Source organism: Faecalibacterium sp. OM04-11BH (assembly GCF_003482185.1).
GTDB lineage: Bacteria > Bacillota > Clostridia > Oscillospirales > Ruminococcaceae > Faecalibacterium > Faecalibacterium tardum.
Window position 1 is genome coordinate 630 of record NZ_QULS01000009.1, and the last position, 20,305, is coordinate 20,934.

The following is a 20,305-nucleotide window of genomic DNA, read 5'->3' on the forward strand; positions in this document are numbered from 1 at the left end:
GGAGGTGACATATTCCTCGATGTTCTCCAAGATGCGCTGCTTGATCTCGCTTTCGTCTTCTACCGGGCCGTCCAGCGTGTACAGTGTACCGTTGACGCATTTCAGCGGCCACTGTTCCAGAAAGGCGCGTCCAAACTGGACTTCATCGATCTTCTTGCCGTTGTACCAGTCCGGCCATAAGGGATTGCGGGAAATGTTTTTCTTCATAGGGCAATTCTCCTTTGGGAAAGTGAAGTGGCGGGTCTCACGGTGAGACCCACCACTTTGGGTGAATAAATTATCAGGCGCACTTTGCCAGAGCAAGGCGGTCGGTGCGCTCCTCCAGCATCAGCAGGTACGACCCGGACAGCAGCTGTGCGGCGGCAGCGGCCTTCTGCTGGGGCGTCCCAAAAGCAACGCAGTCCGTCAGGTGCTCGACGGTCTCGGTCATGTGGAGGGCTTCCACGAACCGCTCGTCCAGCGGTTCTTCCGGGCTGGCGGGCTTGTAACGCTCTCGCCAGTCGTGCAGCAGGTCGAGATAATAGGTCAGCACCCGCAGGCAGTAGGCGATGTCTGCCCACTGCTCGTCCGTCAGGCCACGCTTGGGCGGCGTCAGGGCGATGGCATTGGCGGGCGGCTTATCCGGGTCAAGCCCGAAGTCACTTGCGATCTTCTCAGCGGCTTGCCGGGGGTTCAGGTCGAACAGCTTGGCGGTGAGGTCGATGGCATCGCCGTTGGCTCCGCAGCCAAAGCAGTAATAATAGGTGTCGTTCAGCTTCATGCTGGGGTCGCTGTCAGAATGGAACGGACAGCACACCATGCCATGGCGGTCGGGCTCCATGCCGTACATCTCTCCCACCTGCCGAACGGTGATGGCGGACTTGATCTTTTGATATAAACTCAAAATTTCTCCTTTGCTCAAAGGTTTTGGCACGGATCATTTTGATCCCTGCCACGTTCAAAATCACCGGTGTTCCCCAAATGGGAACTTCGGTGAAGCCGGTCTCCCTTGCTGCCTCCCGACAGGAAATCTTTTTGGACTCTGTGTCGGCCCTATGCAGGGCGCTCGCTCCCCCGATGGGAGGTCTTGGCGGTCTGGGCAGTTCGGACGGTCATTCGGTTTTCAAGGTCCTGGTATGAAAGATATTTCAGAGGGCTTTCGCGGGAAGCCCTTAATATGTTCGCTGCCGGGGAGTTAATATGTTTTCTTTCTGTCTATAGGATAGCACCGCAATGGCCGCTGTGCCGTATATCCATAATGTCGGAAAACAGGTGCAGAAACTGCAAAATTCCACGCTTATGGACAGGAACCGCCGGAAGTGGTATACTGTGCAAAAAACATCGGAGGTGCGACCATGAACATCAAGCTGACACTGGGAGAACGGCTCAAAGACCTGCGTGTGGAGCGGAATCTGAAGCTGGAAACGCTGGCAGAGCAGACGGGTCTGTCCAAATCGGCACTGTCGAAATACGAGAGTGACGATGTGACCGACCTCAGTATTTATGCGGTGACAACGCTGGCTGAGTTTTATGGTGTGACCACGGACTACCTGCTGGGTGTGACGGAAAACAAAAAACGCCCAGATGCAGTCCTTTCGGACTTGCATCTGAGCGATGGTGCAGTGGACGTATTAAGAAATGGAAGATTCAATCATCGGCTGCTGTGCGAACTGATCGTGCATGAGAATTTCCGGCGGTTCATGACCGATCTGGAAATCTATGTGGATGGATATGTCAGCGCAAACATTCAAAACCTCAATGCTGGTCTGGAAGCGACCCGGCAAATGCTGAAAAAGAAGTATGCAGCAGATGAAAACGATCTATACATGAGCACCTTGAAGCTGGGGCAGATCGATGAAGATGAGTACTTTGGTCGGGTCTTGTATGACGAGTTGGTGGCTATCCTGAAGAACATCAAGACGGAACACCGCAAGGACAAGACCACTTCGGATGGTTCAATGATCGACAACCTGATGAAGGAACTGGAGGATGCACAGAAACTTGAAGGGTCTGCGGATGAAAAGAAGATCCGAACGGCATTGAAGGCAATCGGCATCAACTACGATAAGCTGACAGAAGATGAAAGAAAGCTGATAAAGAAGATTCTTTATAAAACGGCAATGCTGAAACCGGGGACACTTGCAGGCAACCGGGGCAAGCACAGACGCTGATCATTTGCCCTGCGCCTTATAGGGGGAGCGCTGCTGCGGCAGGAAGGAGAACGTACACCATTGGTTCCTCTGAAAGCCTGCGATGGGTGGGCGGAGATCGTCAACTGCCATGCCCATCCGCGCATCCTTCTGCCACAGAACAGGTGCTTGCCGGAGCCTCTCGCAGCCCCTTTTCCGCATCAGCCGGAACCAAGGTGTAACACACTAGACTTTGCGGGCAAAGTCGTGTGCCAACGAGCGTTCCGCCGCTCTTTGGATTCTTCCCGGCAGGGCACTGGAAAATGGGGTGCCCTGATGAAAACGGTGGATGGTACACATTCACAAACCCCGAAAGGTGTGTTATTATAGTACCATCAATAAATGGAAGGGAGGGCGGCGGATGTTCAGCATTGCAGGAATTGACCTGTTGGAGCAGGAGCTTTTGGACCATGAACGCACCCTCCTTGAGATTTTGCTTCAGGACAAGACCACCAAGAAAAACATCATCTGGGCAACCGATGATTACGCTGAACTGGGCAAACAGTACAGCTTCAAAAAAGAAATCCTGCCGGAACTGGTTACAGGCGAACAGGACAGCCTGATTCAGCCCAGAGTGGAAAAAGCACTGGAGCACCAGACCAACCGCACCCGTGACAAAGCAGAGGTATTTACCCCCAGTTGGATCTGCAACGCACAGAACAATCTGGTGGATGAGCAGTGGTTTGGCAGGAAGGATGTTTTCAACATCCAGAAGGAGATGGCGTGGAAAGCAACGGCTGACAAAATCGCTTTCCCGGATGACCGTCAGCACACATGGCAGAAATATGTGGATGCACAGCGGTTGGAAATCTCCTGCGGCGAGGCTCCCTATCTGGTAAGCCGCTACGACACCGTAACGGGCGAAACCATTCCCATTTCCCAGCGAATTGGCCTGCTGGACCGCAAGCTACGTGTTATCAGCGAAAACACGGACACCGAAGAAGAATGGTTCACATGGACGAAGCGGGCGTTCCAGAGCGTGTACGGCTTTGAGTATCAGGGCGACAGCCTGCTGCTGGCACGGGAAAACCTGTTTGTGACCTTTGTGGAGGTTTACCGGGAACGCTTTGGCAAACTTCCCCACCTGCGGCAGATGAAGGTGATCGCCAACATCATTGCATGGAACCTCTGGCAGATGGACGGCACAAAGTATGTGGTTCCGGGCAGCTGTAAGGAAAACAAAATTGAAATTATCAGCTGGTTCGGCAGTGAGGAACAAATTGACCTCTGCCCCGGATGCAAAAGCGGAAATATCCGGGCGCACAATGGGATTTACAGCATCATAAAAGACTGGCGTTCCAATCAGACAATGACGTTCCTTTCAATGGTGAGAGGAGGAAAAGCAAGTGGCAGCGTATAAGCCAACCATGTCGTATCGGTTGATTTACATCTTTACGATTCACGATGCCCAGCACGAGGGCTACTGGAAGATCGGAAAGACAAATTTTGACAGCGTGAACAGTTACAAACAGCTTCCGCCCAACTGTGCGGAGCTGAATTGTGCTGCCTGTGACCGCATCGACCAGTATACCAAGACGGCGATGGTTGAATACGACCTGCAATATACCGAGCTGGCACGCAGAACCGTCACCTTCCCGGATGGTACGACCGATACGGAATTGTTCGATGATGACGATGTCCATAACGTGCTGTACAATTCTGGCTTTTCGGCCCGGAAGTTCTCCAATTCCAATCAGGACAGCGAATGGTTTGAGGTGCCGCTGTCCGTTGCCATTCGTGCGATTCAGGCGGTAAAAGAGGGCCGCACGGCTCTGACCGCTGCCGAAAAGAGTGAGGGGCAGATCAGCTTTCTGCCGCAGACTGTCCCTGCTGCGCCCAAAAAGAGAGCCATTACCCTGCGGGATGAGCAGATGGACTGCGTCAATCAGACGCTGCGGGTGTTCCGCAAGCAGAACTCGATGCTCTGGAACTGCAAGATGCGTTTCGGCAAAACGGTCACGGCCTATGCGCTCATCAAAAAAGCAGGCTACCAGAAGGTGATTGTGGTCACTCACCGCCCAGTGGTGGAAGATGGCTGGCGCAACGATTTTGACCTGATTTTTGGCGAAGGAGACAACCGTGCTTTCCTGAAAAAAGACCGTTTCGATACGGATTCGTCCGTTTACGATGCGGCAATGGATGCACGCAACGATGCAAACCTGACAGCCTACCAGAATTCCGGTAAGGCATTTGTTTACTTTGCCTCCATGCAGGACCTGCGCGGCTCTCAGCGGGCAGACGGCAAGTTTGACAAGAATAACGCCGTTTTCGATATGGACTGGGATCTTGTGATTTACGATGAAGCCCACGAGGGCACCCAGACCCAGCGAGGGCAGAAGGTGCAGTCTCTGCTGGAAGCGGAAAAGAACGGCAAGGCTCCCAAGGTTCTGCAGCTGTCCGGCACACCGTACAACCTGATGCAGAAGTACGAGAACAACGTCTACACATGGGACTACGTCATGGAGCAAAAGCGTAAGCGGGAGTGGGACACCCTGCACCCCGGCGACCATAACCCCTATGCAGACCTGCCGGAACTTCGCATCCTGACCTTCGACCTTGGGAAAAGTCTGCCCACCTCCTACCGCTACGAGACCTTGGAGATGGCGTTCAACTTTACCGAGTTTTTCCGGGTGTGGACGGGCGACCCTGCACGGGATTTCCGTCCTCTGCCGGCTGGCGCACAGGTGGGTGATTTTGTCCACGAGGCCGATGTGCGCAGCTTTCTGGACCTGATTTCTTCGGAGAACCCGGAGAGCAACTACCCCTACTCCACGCTGGAGTACCGGGAGATGTTCCGGCATACCCTCTGGATGGTTCCGGGCGTGAAAGAAGCCAGTGCCCTGAGCAGGCTGCTGAAAGACCACCCTGTGTTTGGAGCCTATAAAGTCGCTAACGTTGCAGGCGACGGCGATGCCGAAATGCCCTACGACAACGCCCTGACACTGGTAAAGCAGGTCATCAAGGCGAACCGCTACACCATTACCATTTCCTGCGGCAAGCTGACCACCGGCGTGACGGTGCCGGAATGGACGGCTGTGATGATGCTGACCGGGTCGGCAAGCACGGCTGCGCCCGGCTATATGCAGACCATTTTCCGGGTGCAGTCGGCAGGAGTGCTGGACGGCAAGCAGAAAGAACGCTGCTACGTCTTTGATTTTGCGCCCGACCGCGCACTGAATGTTCTTTCCGAGGTCAACCGCGTCACCAAACGTGGCAAAACCAACGAGGAAGAATACCGTAAGGCTCTGGGCGAATTCCTGAACTTCTGCCCGGTGATTGCCGTGGACGGTACGCAAATGACCGAGTACAGCGTACCGAAGATGATGCGCCAAATCAAGCGGCTGACCGTGGACAAGGCCATCAAGAGCGGCTTTGACGATGAATCGGTCTACAAGCAGGATACCGGCATGGTGATGGATGAGGAAGATGTGGAGCTGTTCCATACCCTGTCCGACAAGCTCAGCGAGCAGAAAGCCGCCAAGAAAGAGACAAAAATCCACATCAACAATCAAGGATTGACCAACGAAGAGTACGAAGAAGCCTCCAAGCTCTCCAACAAGCCCAAGCGGGAGCGCAGCAAAGAGGACGAAGAACTGCTCAAAAAGCTGCAAGACCAGCGCAAGGAGCGCGATAAGGTCATTCGGCTGCTGCGGAATGTTTCGATTCGTCTGCCGCTGTTGATTTACGGCGCAAAGGTCGATTTGACCGAAGAAATCCACATGGCGGATTTTATCGACTTGGTAGACCCTGAATCTTGGCAGGAGTTCATGCCAAAAGGAGTAAGCACTGCTTTGTTCCGCAAGCTGCTGAAATACTATGATGAGGATGTTGTCAGCGGCGCAGGTCTACGCATCCGCCGCATGGCAAAGGCTGCGGACGAGCTGCCGCCTACTGAGCGTGTGAAGCGCATTGCCGAGATCTTCAGCCACTTCCGCAACCCCGACAAGGAAACCGTTCTGACTCCGTGGCGGGTGGTGAACCTCCATCTGAGCAACATGGTGGGCGGCTACTGCTTCCTCAACGAGCAGTTCGATCCACAGGAGGTTCTGGAAGAGCCTCGTCTGGTGGATCAGGGACAGGTCACGGAGGACATCTTCCTCAACCCGGACGCGCGGATTCTGGAAATGAACTCCAAATCCGGCCTGTATCCCCTGTATATGGCATACAGCCTGTACGCCATGAAGCTGCCCGGCCCGGAGGACAAGCTGCCGCTGGAGCAGACACAGGCTCTCTGGCAGGAGACCGTGGAGCAGCAGATCTTTGTTCTGTGCAAGACCCGGATGGCAGAAAGCATCACCCGGCGGACGCTGGTGGGCTATCAGGATTGGACGGTCAACACCACCTACATTCCGCACCTGCTGGAACGGATGGAAAACGACCCGCAGCGTCTGGCAAAGAAGCTGCAGCGAACCGATACATGGGGAAAGGAGGGACAGCCCATGAAATTTGATGCCATTGTGGGTAATCCGCCGTATCAGGAGATGGATGGCGGTGGAAAGGGTTACAGTGCAAAGCCTGTCTATAATTACTTTGTGGGCGAAGCAAAAGCCATTGAGCCGCACTATATTTCAATGATAACACCTTCTCGTTGGTTCTCTGGTGGCAAGGGCTTGGATGATTTTCGTGCAGAAATGCTACAAGACAAACACTTGAGAAAAATAGTTGACTATGCGGACAATGAAGCATTGTTTTCCAATGTTTCGATTGTTGGCGGTGTAAACTACTTCTTGTGGGATTCGTCTTATAATGGAGACTGTGAAGTTACTTCGATTCGTGGCGAGAATGCAGTAACACTAAACCGTGATTTGTCTGAATATGATATTTTTATCCGAAATAATAACGCATTGCAGTTGATTCGACGGATGGAAGCGTCTAACGACCGCAAGATGGATGATGTGGTTTATCCGAGAAATGTATTCGGCATTTCTTCTGATTTGCGTGGGCAGGACAACAAGGACGAAAAACATCAGCTTGCTTTGTTTTCCAGTCAAAAGAGCAACAGCATGGCAATGAGCTACATTTCTGGTGATGAAGTGCAGAAACAGCACGAGCTTATTGGAAAGTATAAAGTTATTATGGGAAAAGTCGTTCCTCGTGGTGGCGAAGTGGGTGTTGACCCCGGTGTCGGCTACCGTGTTACTTCTACCTTGCAAGTGCTGTCTCCGGGTTCTGTCTTTACGGATTCGTATCTTTTGCTTGCGGCATTTGACAGTAAAGCAGAGGCTATCCATTTTGCGGAATATATGTGCTTGAGGTTCCCTCGCTTTTTGCTTCACGAAACCTATTCGTCTATGAACATCTCAAAACAGAACTTCCGTTTTGTTCCATTCTTGGATTATTCAAAAGAATGGACGGATAAAGAATTGTTTAAGAGATATGGTTGCAATGAAGAAGAAATTTCGATGATTGAATCTATTATCCGACCGATGGAATATGTATTCCATGAATGAAAATGAGGTGAAGTACAAGTGGTCAATATTAATAATAAGCCTTGGGACAAACTTCGATTTCATGATATTGAAAAATTCTTGTCTGAAGCAGACGATGAAAACTTCTTCTTTGAGTTCAAATCAGATGACGAAGAGCCAAAGAAACTAATCAAGGAAATTTCTGCATTTGCAAACACCTATGGAGGATATATTCTGCTCGGTGTTAATGATGATAAAACTATTGGTGGCTGTAAAAAATGGACAGAGCAGAGAATTCATATTACAATACATGACTGTATTACGCCAACTCCGAATTTTGATGTGAGAAAATTTACATCAAAGGGAACGCATATTTTCGTTATTAAAATTGAAGAAGGTGCAATGCCGCCCTATATTACAAATCGTGGTGACATTTACGAGAGAGTATCTTCTGGGTCGTTTCCGATAAAAGATTCAACAAGATTAAACCAGTTGTACCAAAAGAAAAAAGACGAATTGGTTCGTGTGAAGAATATTGTTGAGCTTCTACCACTTGAGATAGACCAGAAATTTCCTCAAAATATATTCGCATATTTGGATTTTGGCTTTTTTGTGGCTACATCCGATAAGGATGCTATTTGGCGAAAATACAATAAAGCTGATTTGGAAAATATTGCGAACTATGTTCGGACTATAAATAAGGACTTTAGCATTTCACGAGTTGGAGCATCCTATTTGTTTAGCATTGGAGATCTTACCGCAAAAGACGATCGAGGAAACTTATATCCAATGCGTGCTGGAATCCATGATTTCATGGAGATTTTTCCGGATGGAAGTGCTCGTGGTAGAATACTTTTAACGGCTGATCCCAAGTCATATGAAGTTGATATTTCAACGTTTATTTATTACTTGGATATGGCGTTTAAGAAAATATATTCGATGTTTTTTGAGGGCGATTTATACAAAGAATTTATTTATGCTTACAAATACGAAAATTTGAGAGTGTTAAAGCAGTTTATCCCAGCATATAATTTGATTTCCGATGCGTCTAACGGAAGAAAAGATTTTGGTGCATATTTAAATCGACATCGTTATAAATATGGAAACAATTTGATTATTGAGAACAATCGATATCCAAGAAACGATTATTTATTGATAGACAGACGTTATTTTGATAACTTAGAAATCAAGTACGGTCAAGATAGTTTGTATGATGAATTATTCCGCTCTGAATTTACCAATTTAGGATATATCGATTCTCCGTTTTCAAAAGGACAAGAATAACTCACTTGAGAAAGAAGGTCCCCACCATGACCGAACAAGCACTCCGCAAAATGATTGCTGCAGGGGAGAGCACCCGGCAGGAGTTTAAGTCGTGGGTGAAGTGCAAGGACTACCGGCAGCGGAAAGACCTTGCGGTGAAAAGTGCGGTTGCGCTGGCAAATACAAAGGGCGGCGTTCTGCTGTTTGGCGTAGAAGATGACGGCACCATTACGGGCTGCCCCAAGAGCGACCCGCAGGCACTGATGGAAGCCATCTACGATATGACCCGGCCCAGCCTGTTTACCGAAATTGAGCCGGTGGAAACCTCTGACGGCGTGGTGCTGGTGGTATCGGTGGAGAAATCCAGTTCTCATGTTGCCACCACCGGCGGCATCTATTACAGAAGGCTGGGGAACGTGACAAAGCCCGACTACCCGGCAAACGATGTGTACTCCCCTGCCGATAACCCGGATTTTTCGGCAAAGATCGTGGAGGGCGCAACCGAAAGCGACATTGACCTGCTGGAAGTGTACCGCCTGAAAGAGAAGCTGCGGATTCGGGATGCAGGCTCTGCCCTGCCGGATTTGGCAGATACCACCTTTCTGGACAACCTGAACCTGATCCGCATGGACAAGGACGAAGTGCGTGTGACGGTGGCAGGGCTGCTGTTTGTGGGCAAGGCAGCGTCTATTGCACGGCTGCTGCCGCAGGCAGAGGTGATCTACCTCCATTACAGCGACGAGGCGCAGACGGAATACGACAACCGCATGGATATGCAGGAGCCGGCGATCTCGATTCTGGATAAGCTGACCGAGCGCATCCGCACCTATAACCGCCTGACCAATGTGCAGGTGGGGCTGTTCCGGCTAGAGGTGTACGATTTCTCTGAAGCGGTTTTTCAGGAGGCGTTGCTGAATGCGCTGGCGCACCGCTCCTATGAGGACATGGCACCGGTTTACGTCAAGCACTACCCCACAAAGATCGTGATTGAGAACCCCGGCGGCTTTCCGGGGGACATCAACGAAAGCAACATCATCACCCACCAGTCCATTCCCCGGAATAAACTGATTGCCATGACCCTTCAGCACCTGAAGTATGTGCAGCGTTCCGGGCAGGGCGTGGACATCATGTTCCAGAGTATGCTCACCGAGGGCAAGCCCTACCCGGAGTACGCCAGCACGCCCAACTCCGTCCGGCTGACCCTTCGCAGCACGATGGAGAATCAGAGCTTCGTGCGTTTCATCGCAGAGACGCAGGATAAGCGGTCCAAGATGTTCACGCTGTCGGAGCTGATGATTCTGCACTATCTGCGGGAGCACCAGAAAATCACCCTGAAGCAGGCGGCAAAGAGGATTCAGGAAACCGATGACAACGCCCACAAGGTTCTGAACGCTCTCCGGGACGAAGGGCTTCTGGAACTCAACGGCAAGACCTATATGCTGTCCCTCAAGGTCTACGAAACGGTGAAAACCGATGTGGCCTATGTGCAGGATAAGACGGTCAGCCAGATTCAGGCAAAGGATCGGATTCTTGAATATCTGAAGCATAAGCCGTCGATTACGAATCAGAAAGCACAAGAGCTGTGTGGGTTTAACAAGAATCAAACCTATTATATCCTGCACCAGATGTGCAAGGACGGCATCTTGCAGCCTGATGGCATAGGCCGGGGAACGAAGTACAAGAGCGTGAAGTGAAAATTTACGCTGACTTTTACGCTGAAAGTTTGATTTGCGCTGAATTTACGCTGACTTTCCGGGATTTACGCTGAAAATACGCTGACTTGGCATGGTTTGCGCTGAATTTACGCTGAGAAACGCGCGCCGCGCGATTAGCGATTTTGCCGCGCGTTTTCTGTGGCTCAATCCTCCAGCCTGCCGTGCTCACACCCCAGCGACAGGTAGTGCTCCATCTCCCCTCTCAGCACCATCTGTGCATACTCCAAGGGCTTGTTGTAGAGCAGCCAGTCCAGCTCTGCCCGCTGTGCCGGGGTGTTGCCGTACTCGTCCTCCACGGCGATGCAGTCGATGGCAAGGTTGGTGCCATCCTCGAACCGGGCTTCCACCCGGTTGGTGTCCATATTGAAGCGGCAGGAAAGCAGTTTGTTCATGGTGAACCTCATTTCTATATCAAACGGTGTCTGTTCGGATGTCCTAAACCCTGCCATAGAACCGGTGTGTCATGTAAGATTGTTGCTTGGATAAAACTGGAAGATTTTGCACAATAAATACCGTTGAAATCCAGCTTTTGGGGCTGTGCGAAACAGCCTGTTTTGCCGGGCTGATTTTGGCTCTGCACACTTTTGCACATTTTCTGTACATCGCAAGGATGGATAACAGGTGCAAAGGCGTGCAAGCAATGCAAAGAATGCAATAGAAGAACAACGGCAAAATAACGGTGATTCGATTAAAATGACGTTTTAACGTCAAATGATGAAATGGACAAAATGTGCCATTCGGTTCCTACGAATCAGTAGGCCGGGGGTTCGAGTCCCTTCCATCGCCCCAGAAAATGCCGTGAAATCGAAAGATTTCATGGCTTTTTTGTTTTGTAAGCCATGGGTGCACGGCTTCTGCACGGTTTTTGCACGGTCGGTGTTATCCATGTCCGATGATGTAGGGCGCTGTATTGCATTGCAATCAGTGCCCTTTTTTGCATCAGGTGAGCAGTGCCAGGCGCAGCTTTGCCTTCATTTCCGGGTCGGCATCCTTCAGCAATTCCAAAAGAGCCGTCATGGAGATGGTGGGTTCGCCTGCGGCGGGTACAGCCTGCGGGCTGGAGGTGTCGGGCTTGGCATAGAAGCCGCTTTCAAACTTCTTGCCCAGTTCCACACGGGAGGACTGCTGGATATAAGCGGCGTACGAAGTGGTTCTATCGATTTATCCAAATGAAAAACATTGTGATTGTGCTATAAATTTTCTTGAAATTCATGTGCAGACACACAAACTTTTGGAAATTTATGGACGAACGAAATAAATTGAGATTAAATTACGTTATTCCAATAAAGATATTTGAAATTATATCCTTTTCAGACGACCGGTAGGAGGGGTATTTATGTTAGAGCAGTTTTTTAAATCGCAAATCGCAACAGTTTCTGATCCTTACCAATGCAATCGCATTACGGATGCGTTGGCGGCTGCGGGAATCAAGTTCTATTGTAAAACGAAAGATGTCAATCGGCGTAATGCGTTCGATCAAGCAAGAATCGGAACGCTGGGTATAAAACCGAAGTATATCACGGAAGTATTTGTGGACAAAGAAAATGCGGAAATGGCATTCCATATCGTACACACCTTGCCCAATCAAGAAAATTTTTGAAAAAGCTATTGACTGTCCCCTTGGGGGTGGGCTTATCATACCAGTGGAGGCGATGATATGCTTATCAATGAAGTCTGCAAGAGATGTGGCCTTACAAAAAAGGCGATTGAGTATTATGAGGAACAAGGCTTAACTCGCCCTCAAATCATGGAAAATGGTTACAGGGTGTTTTCAGAGGATGATGTCATCCAATTAAACAAAATCGCAGTTTTACGCGGGTTTGGAATATCAGTATCGGACATTAAAACGGTTTTGGCAGAGAATGACTATTTGTCTTTTCAAACTATATGCGACAAGAAAGAACTGGAAATTTCGGATATACAAGCGAAACAACAATTACTCCACATGCTTGCGAGAAACCAGAATTGGGAGGATGCCCGGGCGCAATTGAGTCGGCTCGAAATGAAGCGCTCTATTCTTTCAAGATTGCTTGACCGTTTTCCGGGATATTTCGGGAAATTTATCAGTCTCCATTTTGCACCGTACCTGAATGAGAGGGTTGCAACAGACGAACAGCAAGATGCATTTGAAACGATAATTGATTTTTTAGACGGTGTGAATATTGTTATCCCGGATGATTTGAAAGAATATCTCGACGATGCTGCGAAAACCATTGATCTTGTTGACGTGTCAAAAAAAGCTGCTGCAAGTGTTGCTGCTGCAATACAAGACCCTGAACAATATCTGAAAGATAATAGGGAGATGTTTGAGCGGTATAAGGAAGTCAAAGCATCTGACGCGTACAAAAACACTCCGGGTTACAGACTTCAAGAACTATTCGCACAGTTAAATCGAGAAAACGGGTACAATGATGTCTTTATCCCTGCTATGCGGCGATTGAGCAGTTCTTATCGTGAATACTATGAAAAGCTATTGAAAGCAAACGAAGTTTTCTTAAAAAGTTATCGCGGAGTTCGTTTTTAATGCAAGCGTAGATCTGCTTTCGCAGCTTGTCCAGTTCAGTCTGATAGACGGTCTGGGTGGGCTGCTGCCCTTCGGCTTTCAGCCGAAAGTTCGTGAGTGCGGACACTACAACCTGCTTCTTTCAAGCACAAGAATAACACTTTGCGGTTGTGCAGTCAACAACCAAAAACAAATTTTGGAAGATTGAACAACTACATAAGATTTTATTTGTGAAAAAGAAAAATACCGCCCACGCAGCGCAGCGATGATTTTGTCGGATGAAGTAAGCGGCAAAATAGATCGGGTGTGTTGCGGGGCGGTAAAAATTTTCATGGGGAATAAATCCTCGCTGTTCTGTACTTTTCTGAAAGTCCGCGTTTGCGTAGCAATGAAAGCCCCAGTGGGGCTTTTAAGCGGCAGAGCGGTCTTGCGCAAGCAAGATGGAGGGGCGTTGCCCCGATAAGCTCGGTGGGATTTGCGATAAAGGGTATCACGGATTGCAGGGCACGCCAAGATGTTTTTGCAAATTTTATTGCAGTAAAGCAGTGATAGTAGGACTTATATTTAACACACGGCAAGAAACAATTTCCGTTTCGCACATTGTAATGTTCGCAGAAAAAACTTATAATGCTTTTGAACCTGTAGGACACACAAAACGCAGAAAAGAGAGGGAATCATGAGAAAACTGTTCCTTTTGGAAGATGATCTGAGCCTGATCAGTGGGCTGACCTTTGCATTCAAGAAACAGGGCTTTGCACTGGATACAGCCCGGACGCTGGCAGAAGCCGAGGTGCTGTGGTCAGACAGAAAATATGACCTGCTGGTGCTGGATGTTTCCCTGCCGGATGGCTCTGGCTTCGATTTCTGCCAGAAGGTGCGGCGCACATCCAACGTGCCGATTCTGTTCCTGACCGCTTCGGATGAGGAAATGAATATCATCATGGGGCTGGAACTGGGCGGGGATGATTACCTGACCAAGCCGTTCAAGCTGGGTGTCCTGTTGTCGCGGGTCAATGCACTGCTTCGCCGTGCAAATGCGTCCGGCGCAGGAGAACCCGTACTGGAATCGGGCAGCATCACCGTCCGGCTGTTGCAGGGGCAGGCATACAAAAACGGAATCTTGCTGGAACTGACCGGCGCAGAGTACAAGCTGCTCTGCTTCTTTATGCAGCATCCGAATGCCGTGCTATCCAAGGAACAAATTCTGGATGCACTGTGGGACTGCGATGGGGATTACATTGACAGCAGTGCCTTAACAGTGTACATCCGGCGGCTGCGGATGAAGATTGAGGACGACCCCGGCAAACCGCAGATGCTGCTGACTGTCCGCGGCATGGGCTATAAATGGAATGGGTAAAGGTGCCGTATGAAAGTATTCGCAAACCGGGAGATCCGAAATTTGTTCCAAGCCGTGCTGGCGGTCTGGGCGGTGGCATTGGCGCTTACGCAGGGCATCGTATGGCATACGACGCACGCATTCTCTTTCGCATTACTGTTGGTTTTTCTTCTGTTGGGCGGCTGTCTCTGGGGCGTACTTTTTCGCTATTTCCAAAGGCAGAGCGCGCTTCTGGAACAGGCAGTCCAGCAAATCCAAAGCTGTCTGGATGGCAACCCGGATGCACGACTGGACTGCGACCGGGAGGGAGAATTTTACCGTCTGTTTCACTCCGTTAATGCATTGGCGGCAGTTCTGAGCGCACACGCAGACAACGAGCAGCGGGAGAAGCGTTTTTTGAAAAATACCATTGCAGATATTTCGCACCAGCTCAAAACACCGCTGGCGGCGTTGAATATCTACAACGGTCTGCTTCAGGACGAAGCTGTTTCGCCGTCGGAGGTCAAAGAGTTTGCAGACCTGTCCGAACAGGAGTTGGACCGCATCGAAACGTTGGTGCAGAATCTGCTCAAAATCACCCGGCTGGATGCCGGTTCGGTCGTCTTGGAGAAGAAAAACGAAAATGTTGCTGAAATGGTGCAGGACATCGCGCGGCAGTATCACTATCGTGCCAAGCAGGAACAGAAAAAGCTTGTTCTGTCCGGCTCAGAGGCGGTTACACTTTGGTGCGACCGTGACTGGATGCAGGAAGCTGTGGACAATCTTGTAAAGAATGCCCTTGACCACACAAAGAACGGAGATACGATTCAGGTAGAGTGGAATGCACTGCCGTCCATGGTTCAGATCAAAGTGCGCGACAACGGCAGCGGCATCCACCCGGAAGATTTGTACCATATCTTCAAACGGTTTTATCGCAGCCGCTTTTCACAGGATACACAGGGCATCGGGCTGGGTCTGCCGCTGGCAAAAGCCGTTGTGGAAGCCCATCACGGCACCATTGAAGTAGACAGCGAGCTGGGAAAGGGCACGACCTTTACTCTGAATTTTCCGATTCCTACAAAATTGTAGGCTGCGTGTAGGCTTGCAGTAAGGTTGACGTGTTATCCTTTTCTGCACAGACAGAGATGATCCGTCTGAATCGAAGGAACCTGCAAAGTGAGGGATACACTATGGAACTATTAGAAGTCAACCATCTCTGCAAGACCTACGGCAGCGGAGAGACCGCTGTCCATGCGCTGAAAGATGTTAGCTTTTCAGTGCCGAAAGGCGAATATGTGGCGGTCGTTGGCGAATCCGGCTCCGGCAAAAGCACCCTGCTCAACCTGATTGGCGGACTGGATACGCCGACTTCCGGCAAGGTGCTGATTGATGGCAAGGATGTCTTTGCCATGAAAGACCGGGAGCTGACGATCTTCCGCCGCCGCAATATCGGTTTTATCTTTCAGGCATTCAACCTCATCCCGGAACTGACCGTAGAACAGAACATCCTGTTCCCGGTGCTGCTGGACTACCAAAAGCCGGACAGGGCATATCTGGAAGAACTGCTGACCGTGCTGAATCTGAAAGACCGTCGGAAGCATCTGCCAAGCCAGCTTTCCGGTGGGCAGCAGCAACGGGTAGCCATTGGCCGCGCCCTGATGACCCGCCCTTCCCTGATTTTGGCGGATGAGCCGACCGGCAATCTGGACACCCAGAACACCAGCGAGGTCATTGCCCTGCTAAAAGAAACATCCCGGAAATACGAGCAGACCATCCTGATGATCACCCACAACCGCAGCATTGCGCAGACGGCAGACCGGGTGTTGCAGGTATCGGACGGCTGCCTGACCGATTTTGGGAGGTGCCGGGAATGAGCAGCACAGAAATGAAAAGCTATCTGAGCCTGATCCCGATTTCTGCCAAGGTACGCAGACGGCAGAACCGCATGACGATTTTGTGCATCGTCATTGCGGTGTTTCTGGTCAGTGCTATTTTCAGTGTAGCGGATATGATGCTGCGCACCCAAATGAATCGCGCAGCAGGAAAAGATGGTAGTTGGCATTTGCAGATTGCCGGAATTACACAGAGTCAGGCAGAACAGCTGGCACAGCAGCAGGACGTGGTGTGCGCAGGTGTAGGAGCGGTGTTCAATGAGGGCGGAGAAGAGGATTACCGCCTGAACGGAAAACGGGTGGTTCTTTACGGTTGTGATGCGCAATTTCTGCGTGTGAACCGTTCCGCAGCCTTTGAGGGGACTTTTCCGGAACAGGACGGAGAGGTGCTGCTTGGAAAAGGTGCCGCCCGGATTTTTGGTGTGGCAATCGGAGATTCGGTCACGCTGAAGCTGCCGGACGGGCAGAGCCGGACACTGACTGTGACTGGCATCGGCGGTGTGGACGAAAGCTATTACGAAATGCAATTTGCACTGGTGGATATTTATCTGCCGCAGGAGACATTTGAATCGCTTCTGACTGGGCAGGGAGAAGCTCTGCCGCAGACTGTGTACGATCTGCAGTATACCAGCGCTGCCAAGGCGGCAAAAGCTCTGCCGCAGCTACAGCAGCAGTATGGCGAGGATGCCGTGCATGAAAATTTGAATGTGATGGGTTCTGCCGGACAGAGCAACAGCACTGCGTTCCGGACGGTGTACGGCATGGCGGGTGTGCTGTTTGCTCTGGTGCTGCTTGCCGGTGTGCTGATGATCTCCGGTACCATGAACAGCAATATTGCGCAGCGCACCCGGTTCTTTGGTATGATGCGCTGTCTCGGAATGAGCAAACAGCAGGTCGTTCATTTTGTCCGGATGGAAGCACTCAACTGGTGCAGGATTGCGATCCCGATCGGCCTTGTTCTGGGGACATTTTCCAGTTGGGCGGTGTGCGGCGCACTGCGGTACGGCATTGGCGGTGAGTTTGCGACAACGCCGGTATTCCGGTTGAGTATGGGCGGTCTGTGTGCCGGTGCTGTGGTGGGCGTAGTAACGGTGCTGCTGGCAGCACAGGCTCCGGCCAAGCAGGCTGCAGAGGTCCCGCCTGTGGCGGCGGCTTCCGGGAGTGAACAGGCGGCAGTTGTGCATCATGCAGCGAATCTTGGCTCCGGTCGGACTGAAACTGCACTGGGCATATACCATGCTACCGCAAGCAAAAAGAATTGGTTCCTGATTACCGCAAGCTTTGCATTAAGCATTGTGCTTGCACTGGGATTTATCGTTATTTTGCAGTTTGCTTCTCTGCTGTTGCCAAGTTTGGCACCATGGCAGGCGGATGTGATATACACCGGTTATGACAACGAACGGGTGCTGCCGGATACCATGGCGCAGCAGTTGCGAAGGATGCCCGGTGTTGCACGTGTATGGGGCTGTACGGGTCTTGTCCATGTACCTGCCAGCAGCGACCGGAACAATGTCGAGCAGGTCACATTCTGTTCGTACGATGATTTTATGCTGGAATCCAGCAAAAGCATGGTGGTCAAGGGAAGAATGGCAAAAAATTCCGGTGCAGACAATGAAGTGATGACGATGTACAACAAAACAAACCCCATCCGTGTCGGGGATACCATCACGGTGAACGGTGTGCCGCTGACGGTCGTGGGCGCATTCTCACAGGGAATATTTCCGGACGATGTGACCATTATTGCGCCTGAAACGCTGTTCCGCCGTGTAGCAGGAGAACAGAATTACAATATGATCGGGGTGCAGCTGGACCGCACCGCCAGTGACGAGACCGTGCTGGCGCTGGCGGCTTTTTCCAGTGATCAGATCGTTGTGCAGGATTTGCGGGAAAGCAACCGGCAGGACCGTGGGACTTATTATGCGGCACGGATCGTACTGTATGGATTTCTTGCCATTATTGGCGGCATTTCCCTGCTGAACATCGTCAACAGCATTTCCATGAGCGTGTCGGCACGAATGAAGCAGTATGGCATCCTGCGTGCCATCGGGATGGATGATGCACAGCTGAAACGCATGATCTCTGCCGAAGCTGGCACCTATGCGGTGTCCGGTCTTGTGGTGGGCATTGCGCTGGGTCTTGTGCTGAATCGGAAGCTGTATATCCTGCTCATCACCCATTATTTCGGTGCAGCGTGGCAGGTGCCGTGGGGCTGTTTTGCCGTGATTGTCGTAGTCGTGCTGGCGGCTGTGGTACTGGCAGTATATAACCCGGTCAGACGAATCCTCATGCAACCCATTACTGCAACCATCAGTGAATTATAAACCAGAACAACAGATGCCCACCAGCTTATGGACACCGGCTGTGTGGAGCTGCTGCTCCGGGATGGGAGAATGATCTCTATTGACTGCACTGGGGTCGAGGATGCACTGGATGTGACCATGGCGCAGAGGTCGGAGTTGGACTACCTCATCTACAATGACCCGCTTGGCTATGCCGATTTGATCCTGAATGGCGATCCGGAGAAATACTTGAAAACCGTAACCGGGAGCCATGGATTAAAAGATTAAACGCAAACAAAAAACAGAGTGCGCCCCTGAATAGGACGCACCCTGCCAAAGACCACAGACAATAGCGATATGTAAAACAGGGCGTTTTCCATCGGGAAACGCCCTGTTTTTCGTTGTTTGCATGATGAGCCTGTTCGGCTTGCCCGATCATCCGGGAAGCCGTTGAGCCGTTAAAATCTGATGCCTATACGGCAAGTAATATGCTGCTCAGAAATGATGCGGAATCGATTTTTTCACCCTTTAGAGCGCTGCATGCGGGAAGGTACCCGCGACTGGCAGAAAGACGAAAAAGTTCTGCCGCTTTTTGGCGGCACGAGCGATTCTGGAAAAAAAGTACGGCAAGATAGTACAGCGCACAGCCGCTGTTATTTTGTGCGGCAGCACCGCGAAGAAGCTCCTCCGCCATCTGGTGTGTGTTATCGGCCAGCGCTGCGGAACAGGCGCGGAGCAGGTGTGTTGCTTCGCTTTCCGGCATGGCGGCCATTAATTCGGGAGCGGGCTGGCGGCTCTGAGCAAGATCGGAAAGGAGCTGCTGTCGGATGCAGCGGAAATATTCCGCATCGCGCTGCATCAAAAGCCGGTTTACCTCGATCAGTGCAACGGCTGGGGATGGCCGGCTGGCGGGGGAAACTTCGGTCAGGCTGAAAAGGAGTTTTTTGATCTCCGGGCTGAAGGGAAAATCGGCGGACTTCTGCCGGAAGCCAACGGGATCAAAGTAGTCGTCGTTCTCCGGGAACAGCAGATGGAACAGCATCACACCGGCGCTGTAAAGGTCCGATCTGCCGGCAATAAGCTTTCCGCGCCGAATGATTTCGGGGGCTATGTGGTCGCTGGAACCACAGACGGTGAAGAAACTTCGGTCGGTTCGTGTATGGAATGGTCTTGCCAAGCCAAAATCACTGAGCACAAAGCGGCTCTGGCCGGTGGCTGGATCGTGCCGCAGGAGGATGTTTCCACATTTGACGTCCCTATGTACAATTCCTGCGTCCTCGGTCTGGCACAGTCCTTCTAAAACGTCTCGCATGATTTGCAGAACGGCTTTCTCCCGGTTTGCCGGGTCCAGTGCGACCAGATTTTTGGGGTCAAGGGGTGTGAGCAGTTCCATCCGCAGAAGGAAGCACATGGGGGCGTCCTGACCGCGTTCGCGGCTGAGAGGGATGGAAGCGGTATCGAAAAGCCTGACCACGGTGTCGGTCTTGGCAGTCAGTTGCTGATGGTAATAAATCTCTGAACGTCCCCGGCGGTTGGCGTCCTTCCGGCGGGCGGGGTCCCGATAGACAGAGGTATCGATCACCTTCAGCGCTTCGCTGTGCCCATCTGCATATACAGTGGCCTGACCCCCCCGCCCGAGAACCTGCCCGACCACAGGGTTGAGGAAGGGCCATGCGGTGTCCACCAGTTTTTGGACAAAGACGCGCTCCTCTGCTTCCGTCTTGTTATAGACGATCTCCATAAAACTTCCCCCTCTGCTGCT

Annotated in this window: 16 protein-coding genes and 1 pseudogene; 12 read left to right on the top strand and 5 right to left on the bottom strand. The window is 51.2% G+C overall.

The window, feature by feature from the left end:
* Together DXB44_RS14645 and DXB44_RS08915 are read right to left on the bottom strand one after the other, a co-directional pair.
* A pseudogene (locus DXB44_RS14645) lies at positions 1-207 on the bottom strand (DNA primase); the annotation flags it as partial.
* A 73-nt stretch (positions 208-280) separates the two neighbouring features.
* Complete coding sequence (locus DXB44_RS08915; protein ID WP_243111105.1) at positions 281-883, bottom strand: CHC2 zinc finger domain-containing protein; 603 nt, start codon at positions 881-883, stop codon at positions 281-283.
* Between the two features lie 451 nt (positions 884-1,334).
* Here DXB44_RS08915 and DXB44_RS08920 point away from each other — a divergent pair, with 451 nt between their 5' ends.
* The 5 genes from DXB44_RS08920 to DXB44_RS08940 all read left to right on the top strand — a co-directional run bounded on the left by DXB44_RS08920 (position 1,335) and on the right by DXB44_RS08940 (position 10,533).
* Positions 1,335-2,150, top strand: a complete 816-nt coding sequence (locus DXB44_RS08920) for a helix-turn-helix transcriptional regulator (protein ID WP_118658469.1) — start codon at positions 1,335-1,337, stop codon at positions 2,148-2,150.
* Positions 2,151-2,529: 379 nt separating this feature from the next.
* Positions 2,530-3,528 (top strand): restriction endonuclease subunit M, encoded by a 999-nt coding sequence (locus tag DXB44_RS08925; protein ID WP_118658470.1) that lies wholly within the window; start codon positions 2,530-2,532, stop codon positions 3,526-3,528.
* Positions 3,515-7,618, top strand: coding sequence for an Eco57I restriction-modification methylase domain-containing protein (locus DXB44_RS08930; RefSeq protein ID WP_147366422.1), 4,104 nt, complete (start codon positions 3,515-3,517; stop codon positions 7,616-7,618). The genes DXB44_RS08925 and DXB44_RS08930 overlap by 14 nt, the downstream gene beginning before the upstream one ends.
* An 18-nt stretch (positions 7,619-7,636) precedes the next feature.
* A complete protein-coding gene (locus DXB44_RS08935; RefSeq protein WP_118658472.1) occupies positions 7,637-8,860 on the top strand; it encodes an ATP-binding protein in 1,224 nt (407 codons plus the stop codon).
* A 26-nt stretch (positions 8,861-8,886) separates the two neighbouring features.
* A complete protein-coding gene (locus DXB44_RS08940) occupies positions 8,887-10,533 on the top strand; it encodes an RNA-binding domain-containing protein (RefSeq protein ID WP_118658473.1) in 1,647 nt (548 codons plus the stop codon).
* A gap of 164 nt (positions 10,534-10,697) precedes the next feature.
* Here DXB44_RS08940 and DXB44_RS08945 read toward each other — a convergent pair whose 3' ends face one another.
* Together DXB44_RS08945 and DXB44_RS08955 are read right to left on the bottom strand one after the other, a co-directional pair.
* The gene (locus tag DXB44_RS08945) at positions 10,698-10,946 is read right to left on the bottom strand and encodes a DUF6061 family protein (protein ID WP_118658474.1); all 249 of its coding nucleotides are present in this window, start codon (positions 10,944-10,946) and stop codon (positions 10,698-10,700) included.
* Between the two features lie 547 nt (positions 10,947-11,493).
* The gene (locus DXB44_RS08955; RefSeq protein ID WP_243111106.1) at positions 11,494-11,667 is read right to left on the bottom strand and encodes a hypothetical protein; all 174 of its coding nucleotides are present in this window, start codon (positions 11,665-11,667) and stop codon (positions 11,494-11,496) included.
* 223 nt (positions 11,668-11,890) lie between these two features.
* Here DXB44_RS08955 and DXB44_RS08960 point away from each other — a divergent pair, with 223 nt between their 5' ends.
* From DXB44_RS08960 to DXB44_RS09000, 7 genes are all read left to right on the top strand, one after another.
* Positions 11,891-12,154 (top strand): hypothetical protein, encoded by a 264-nt coding sequence (locus tag DXB44_RS08960; RefSeq protein ID WP_118658475.1) that lies wholly within the window; start codon positions 11,891-11,893, stop codon positions 12,152-12,154.
* Positions 12,155-12,211: 57 nt separating this feature from the next.
* Positions 12,212-13,078 (top strand): MerR family transcriptional regulator, encoded by an 867-nt coding sequence (locus DXB44_RS08965; RefSeq protein WP_118658476.1) that lies wholly within the window; start codon positions 12,212-12,214, stop codon positions 13,076-13,078.
* Between the two features lie 655 nt (positions 13,079-13,733).
* Positions 13,734-14,414: a response regulator transcription factor gene (locus tag DXB44_RS08980; protein ID WP_118658477.1), complete on the top strand. Its 681-nt coding sequence runs from the start codon at positions 13,734-13,736 to the stop codon at positions 14,412-14,414.
* Between the two features lie 9 nt (positions 14,415-14,423).
* Complete coding sequence (locus DXB44_RS08985) at positions 14,424-15,461, top strand: HAMP domain-containing sensor histidine kinase (RefSeq protein ID WP_118658478.1); 1,038 nt, start codon at positions 14,424-14,426, stop codon at positions 15,459-15,461.
* A 101-nt stretch (positions 15,462-15,562) separates the two neighbouring features.
* The gene (locus tag DXB44_RS08990; RefSeq protein ID WP_005942816.1) at positions 15,563-16,246 is read left to right on the top strand and encodes an ABC transporter ATP-binding protein; all 684 of its coding nucleotides are present in this window, start codon (positions 15,563-15,565) and stop codon (positions 16,244-16,246) included.
* A complete protein-coding gene (locus DXB44_RS08995) occupies positions 16,243-18,585 on the top strand; it encodes an FtsX-like permease family protein (protein ID WP_243111108.1) in 2,343 nt (780 codons plus the stop codon). Before DXB44_RS08990 ends, DXB44_RS08995 begins: the two co-directional genes overlap by 4 nt.
* Before the next feature lie 27 nt (positions 18,586-18,612).
* Entirely contained in the window at positions 18,613-18,831 is a 219-nt protein-coding gene (locus DXB44_RS09000) for a DUF6061 family protein (protein ID WP_118658479.1), read from the top strand.
* 184 nt (positions 18,832-19,015) lie between these two features.
* Here the strand turns inward: DXB44_RS09000 and DXB44_RS09010 are convergent, their stop codons facing one another.
* A complete protein-coding gene (locus tag DXB44_RS09010) occupies positions 19,016-20,284 on the bottom strand; it encodes a protein kinase (protein WP_118658480.1) in 1,269 nt (422 codons plus the stop codon).
* Positions 20,285-20,305 lie beyond the last annotated feature (21 nt).

Coding starts and splice junctions, on each gene's coding strand:
- DXB44_RS08980 (WP_118658477.1), top strand. CDS start 13,734: ATGAGAAAACTGTTCCTTTTGGAAGATGATCTGAGCCTGATCAGTGGG.
- DXB44_RS08985 (WP_118658478.1), top strand. CDS start 14,424: ATGAAAGTATTCGCAAACCGGGAGATCCGAAATTTGTTCCAAGCCGTG.
- DXB44_RS08965 (WP_118658476.1), top strand. CDS start 12,212: ATGCTTATCAATGAAGTCTGCAAGAGATGTGGCCTTACAAAAAAGGCG.
- DXB44_RS08945 (WP_118658474.1), bottom strand. CDS start 10,946: ATGAACAAACTGCTTTCCTGCCGCTTCAATATGGACACCAACCGGGTG.
- DXB44_RS08925 (WP_118658470.1), top strand. CDS start 2,530: ATGTTCAGCATTGCAGGAATTGACCTGTTGGAGCAGGAGCTTTTGGAC.
- DXB44_RS08920 (WP_118658469.1), top strand. CDS start 1,335: ATGAACATCAAGCTGACACTGGGAGAACGGCTCAAAGACCTGCGTGTG.
- DXB44_RS08960 (WP_118658475.1), top strand. CDS start 11,891: ATGTTAGAGCAGTTTTTTAAATCGCAAATCGCAACAGTTTCTGATCCT.
- DXB44_RS09010 (WP_118658480.1), bottom strand. CDS start 20,284: ATGGAGATCGTCTATAACAAGACGGAAGCAGAGGAGCGCGTCTTTGTC.
- DXB44_RS08990 (WP_005942816.1), top strand. CDS start 15,563: ATGGAACTATTAGAAGTCAACCATCTCTGCAAGACCTACGGCAGCGGA.
- DXB44_RS08995 (WP_243111108.1), top strand. CDS start 16,243: ATGAGCAGCACAGAAATGAAAAGCTATCTGAGCCTGATCCCGATTTCT.
- DXB44_RS08940 (WP_118658473.1), top strand. CDS start 8,887: ATGACCGAACAAGCACTCCGCAAAATGATTGCTGCAGGGGAGAGCACC.
- DXB44_RS09000 (WP_118658479.1), top strand. CDS start 18,613: ATGGACACCGGCTGTGTGGAGCTGCTGCTCCGGGATGGGAGAATGATC.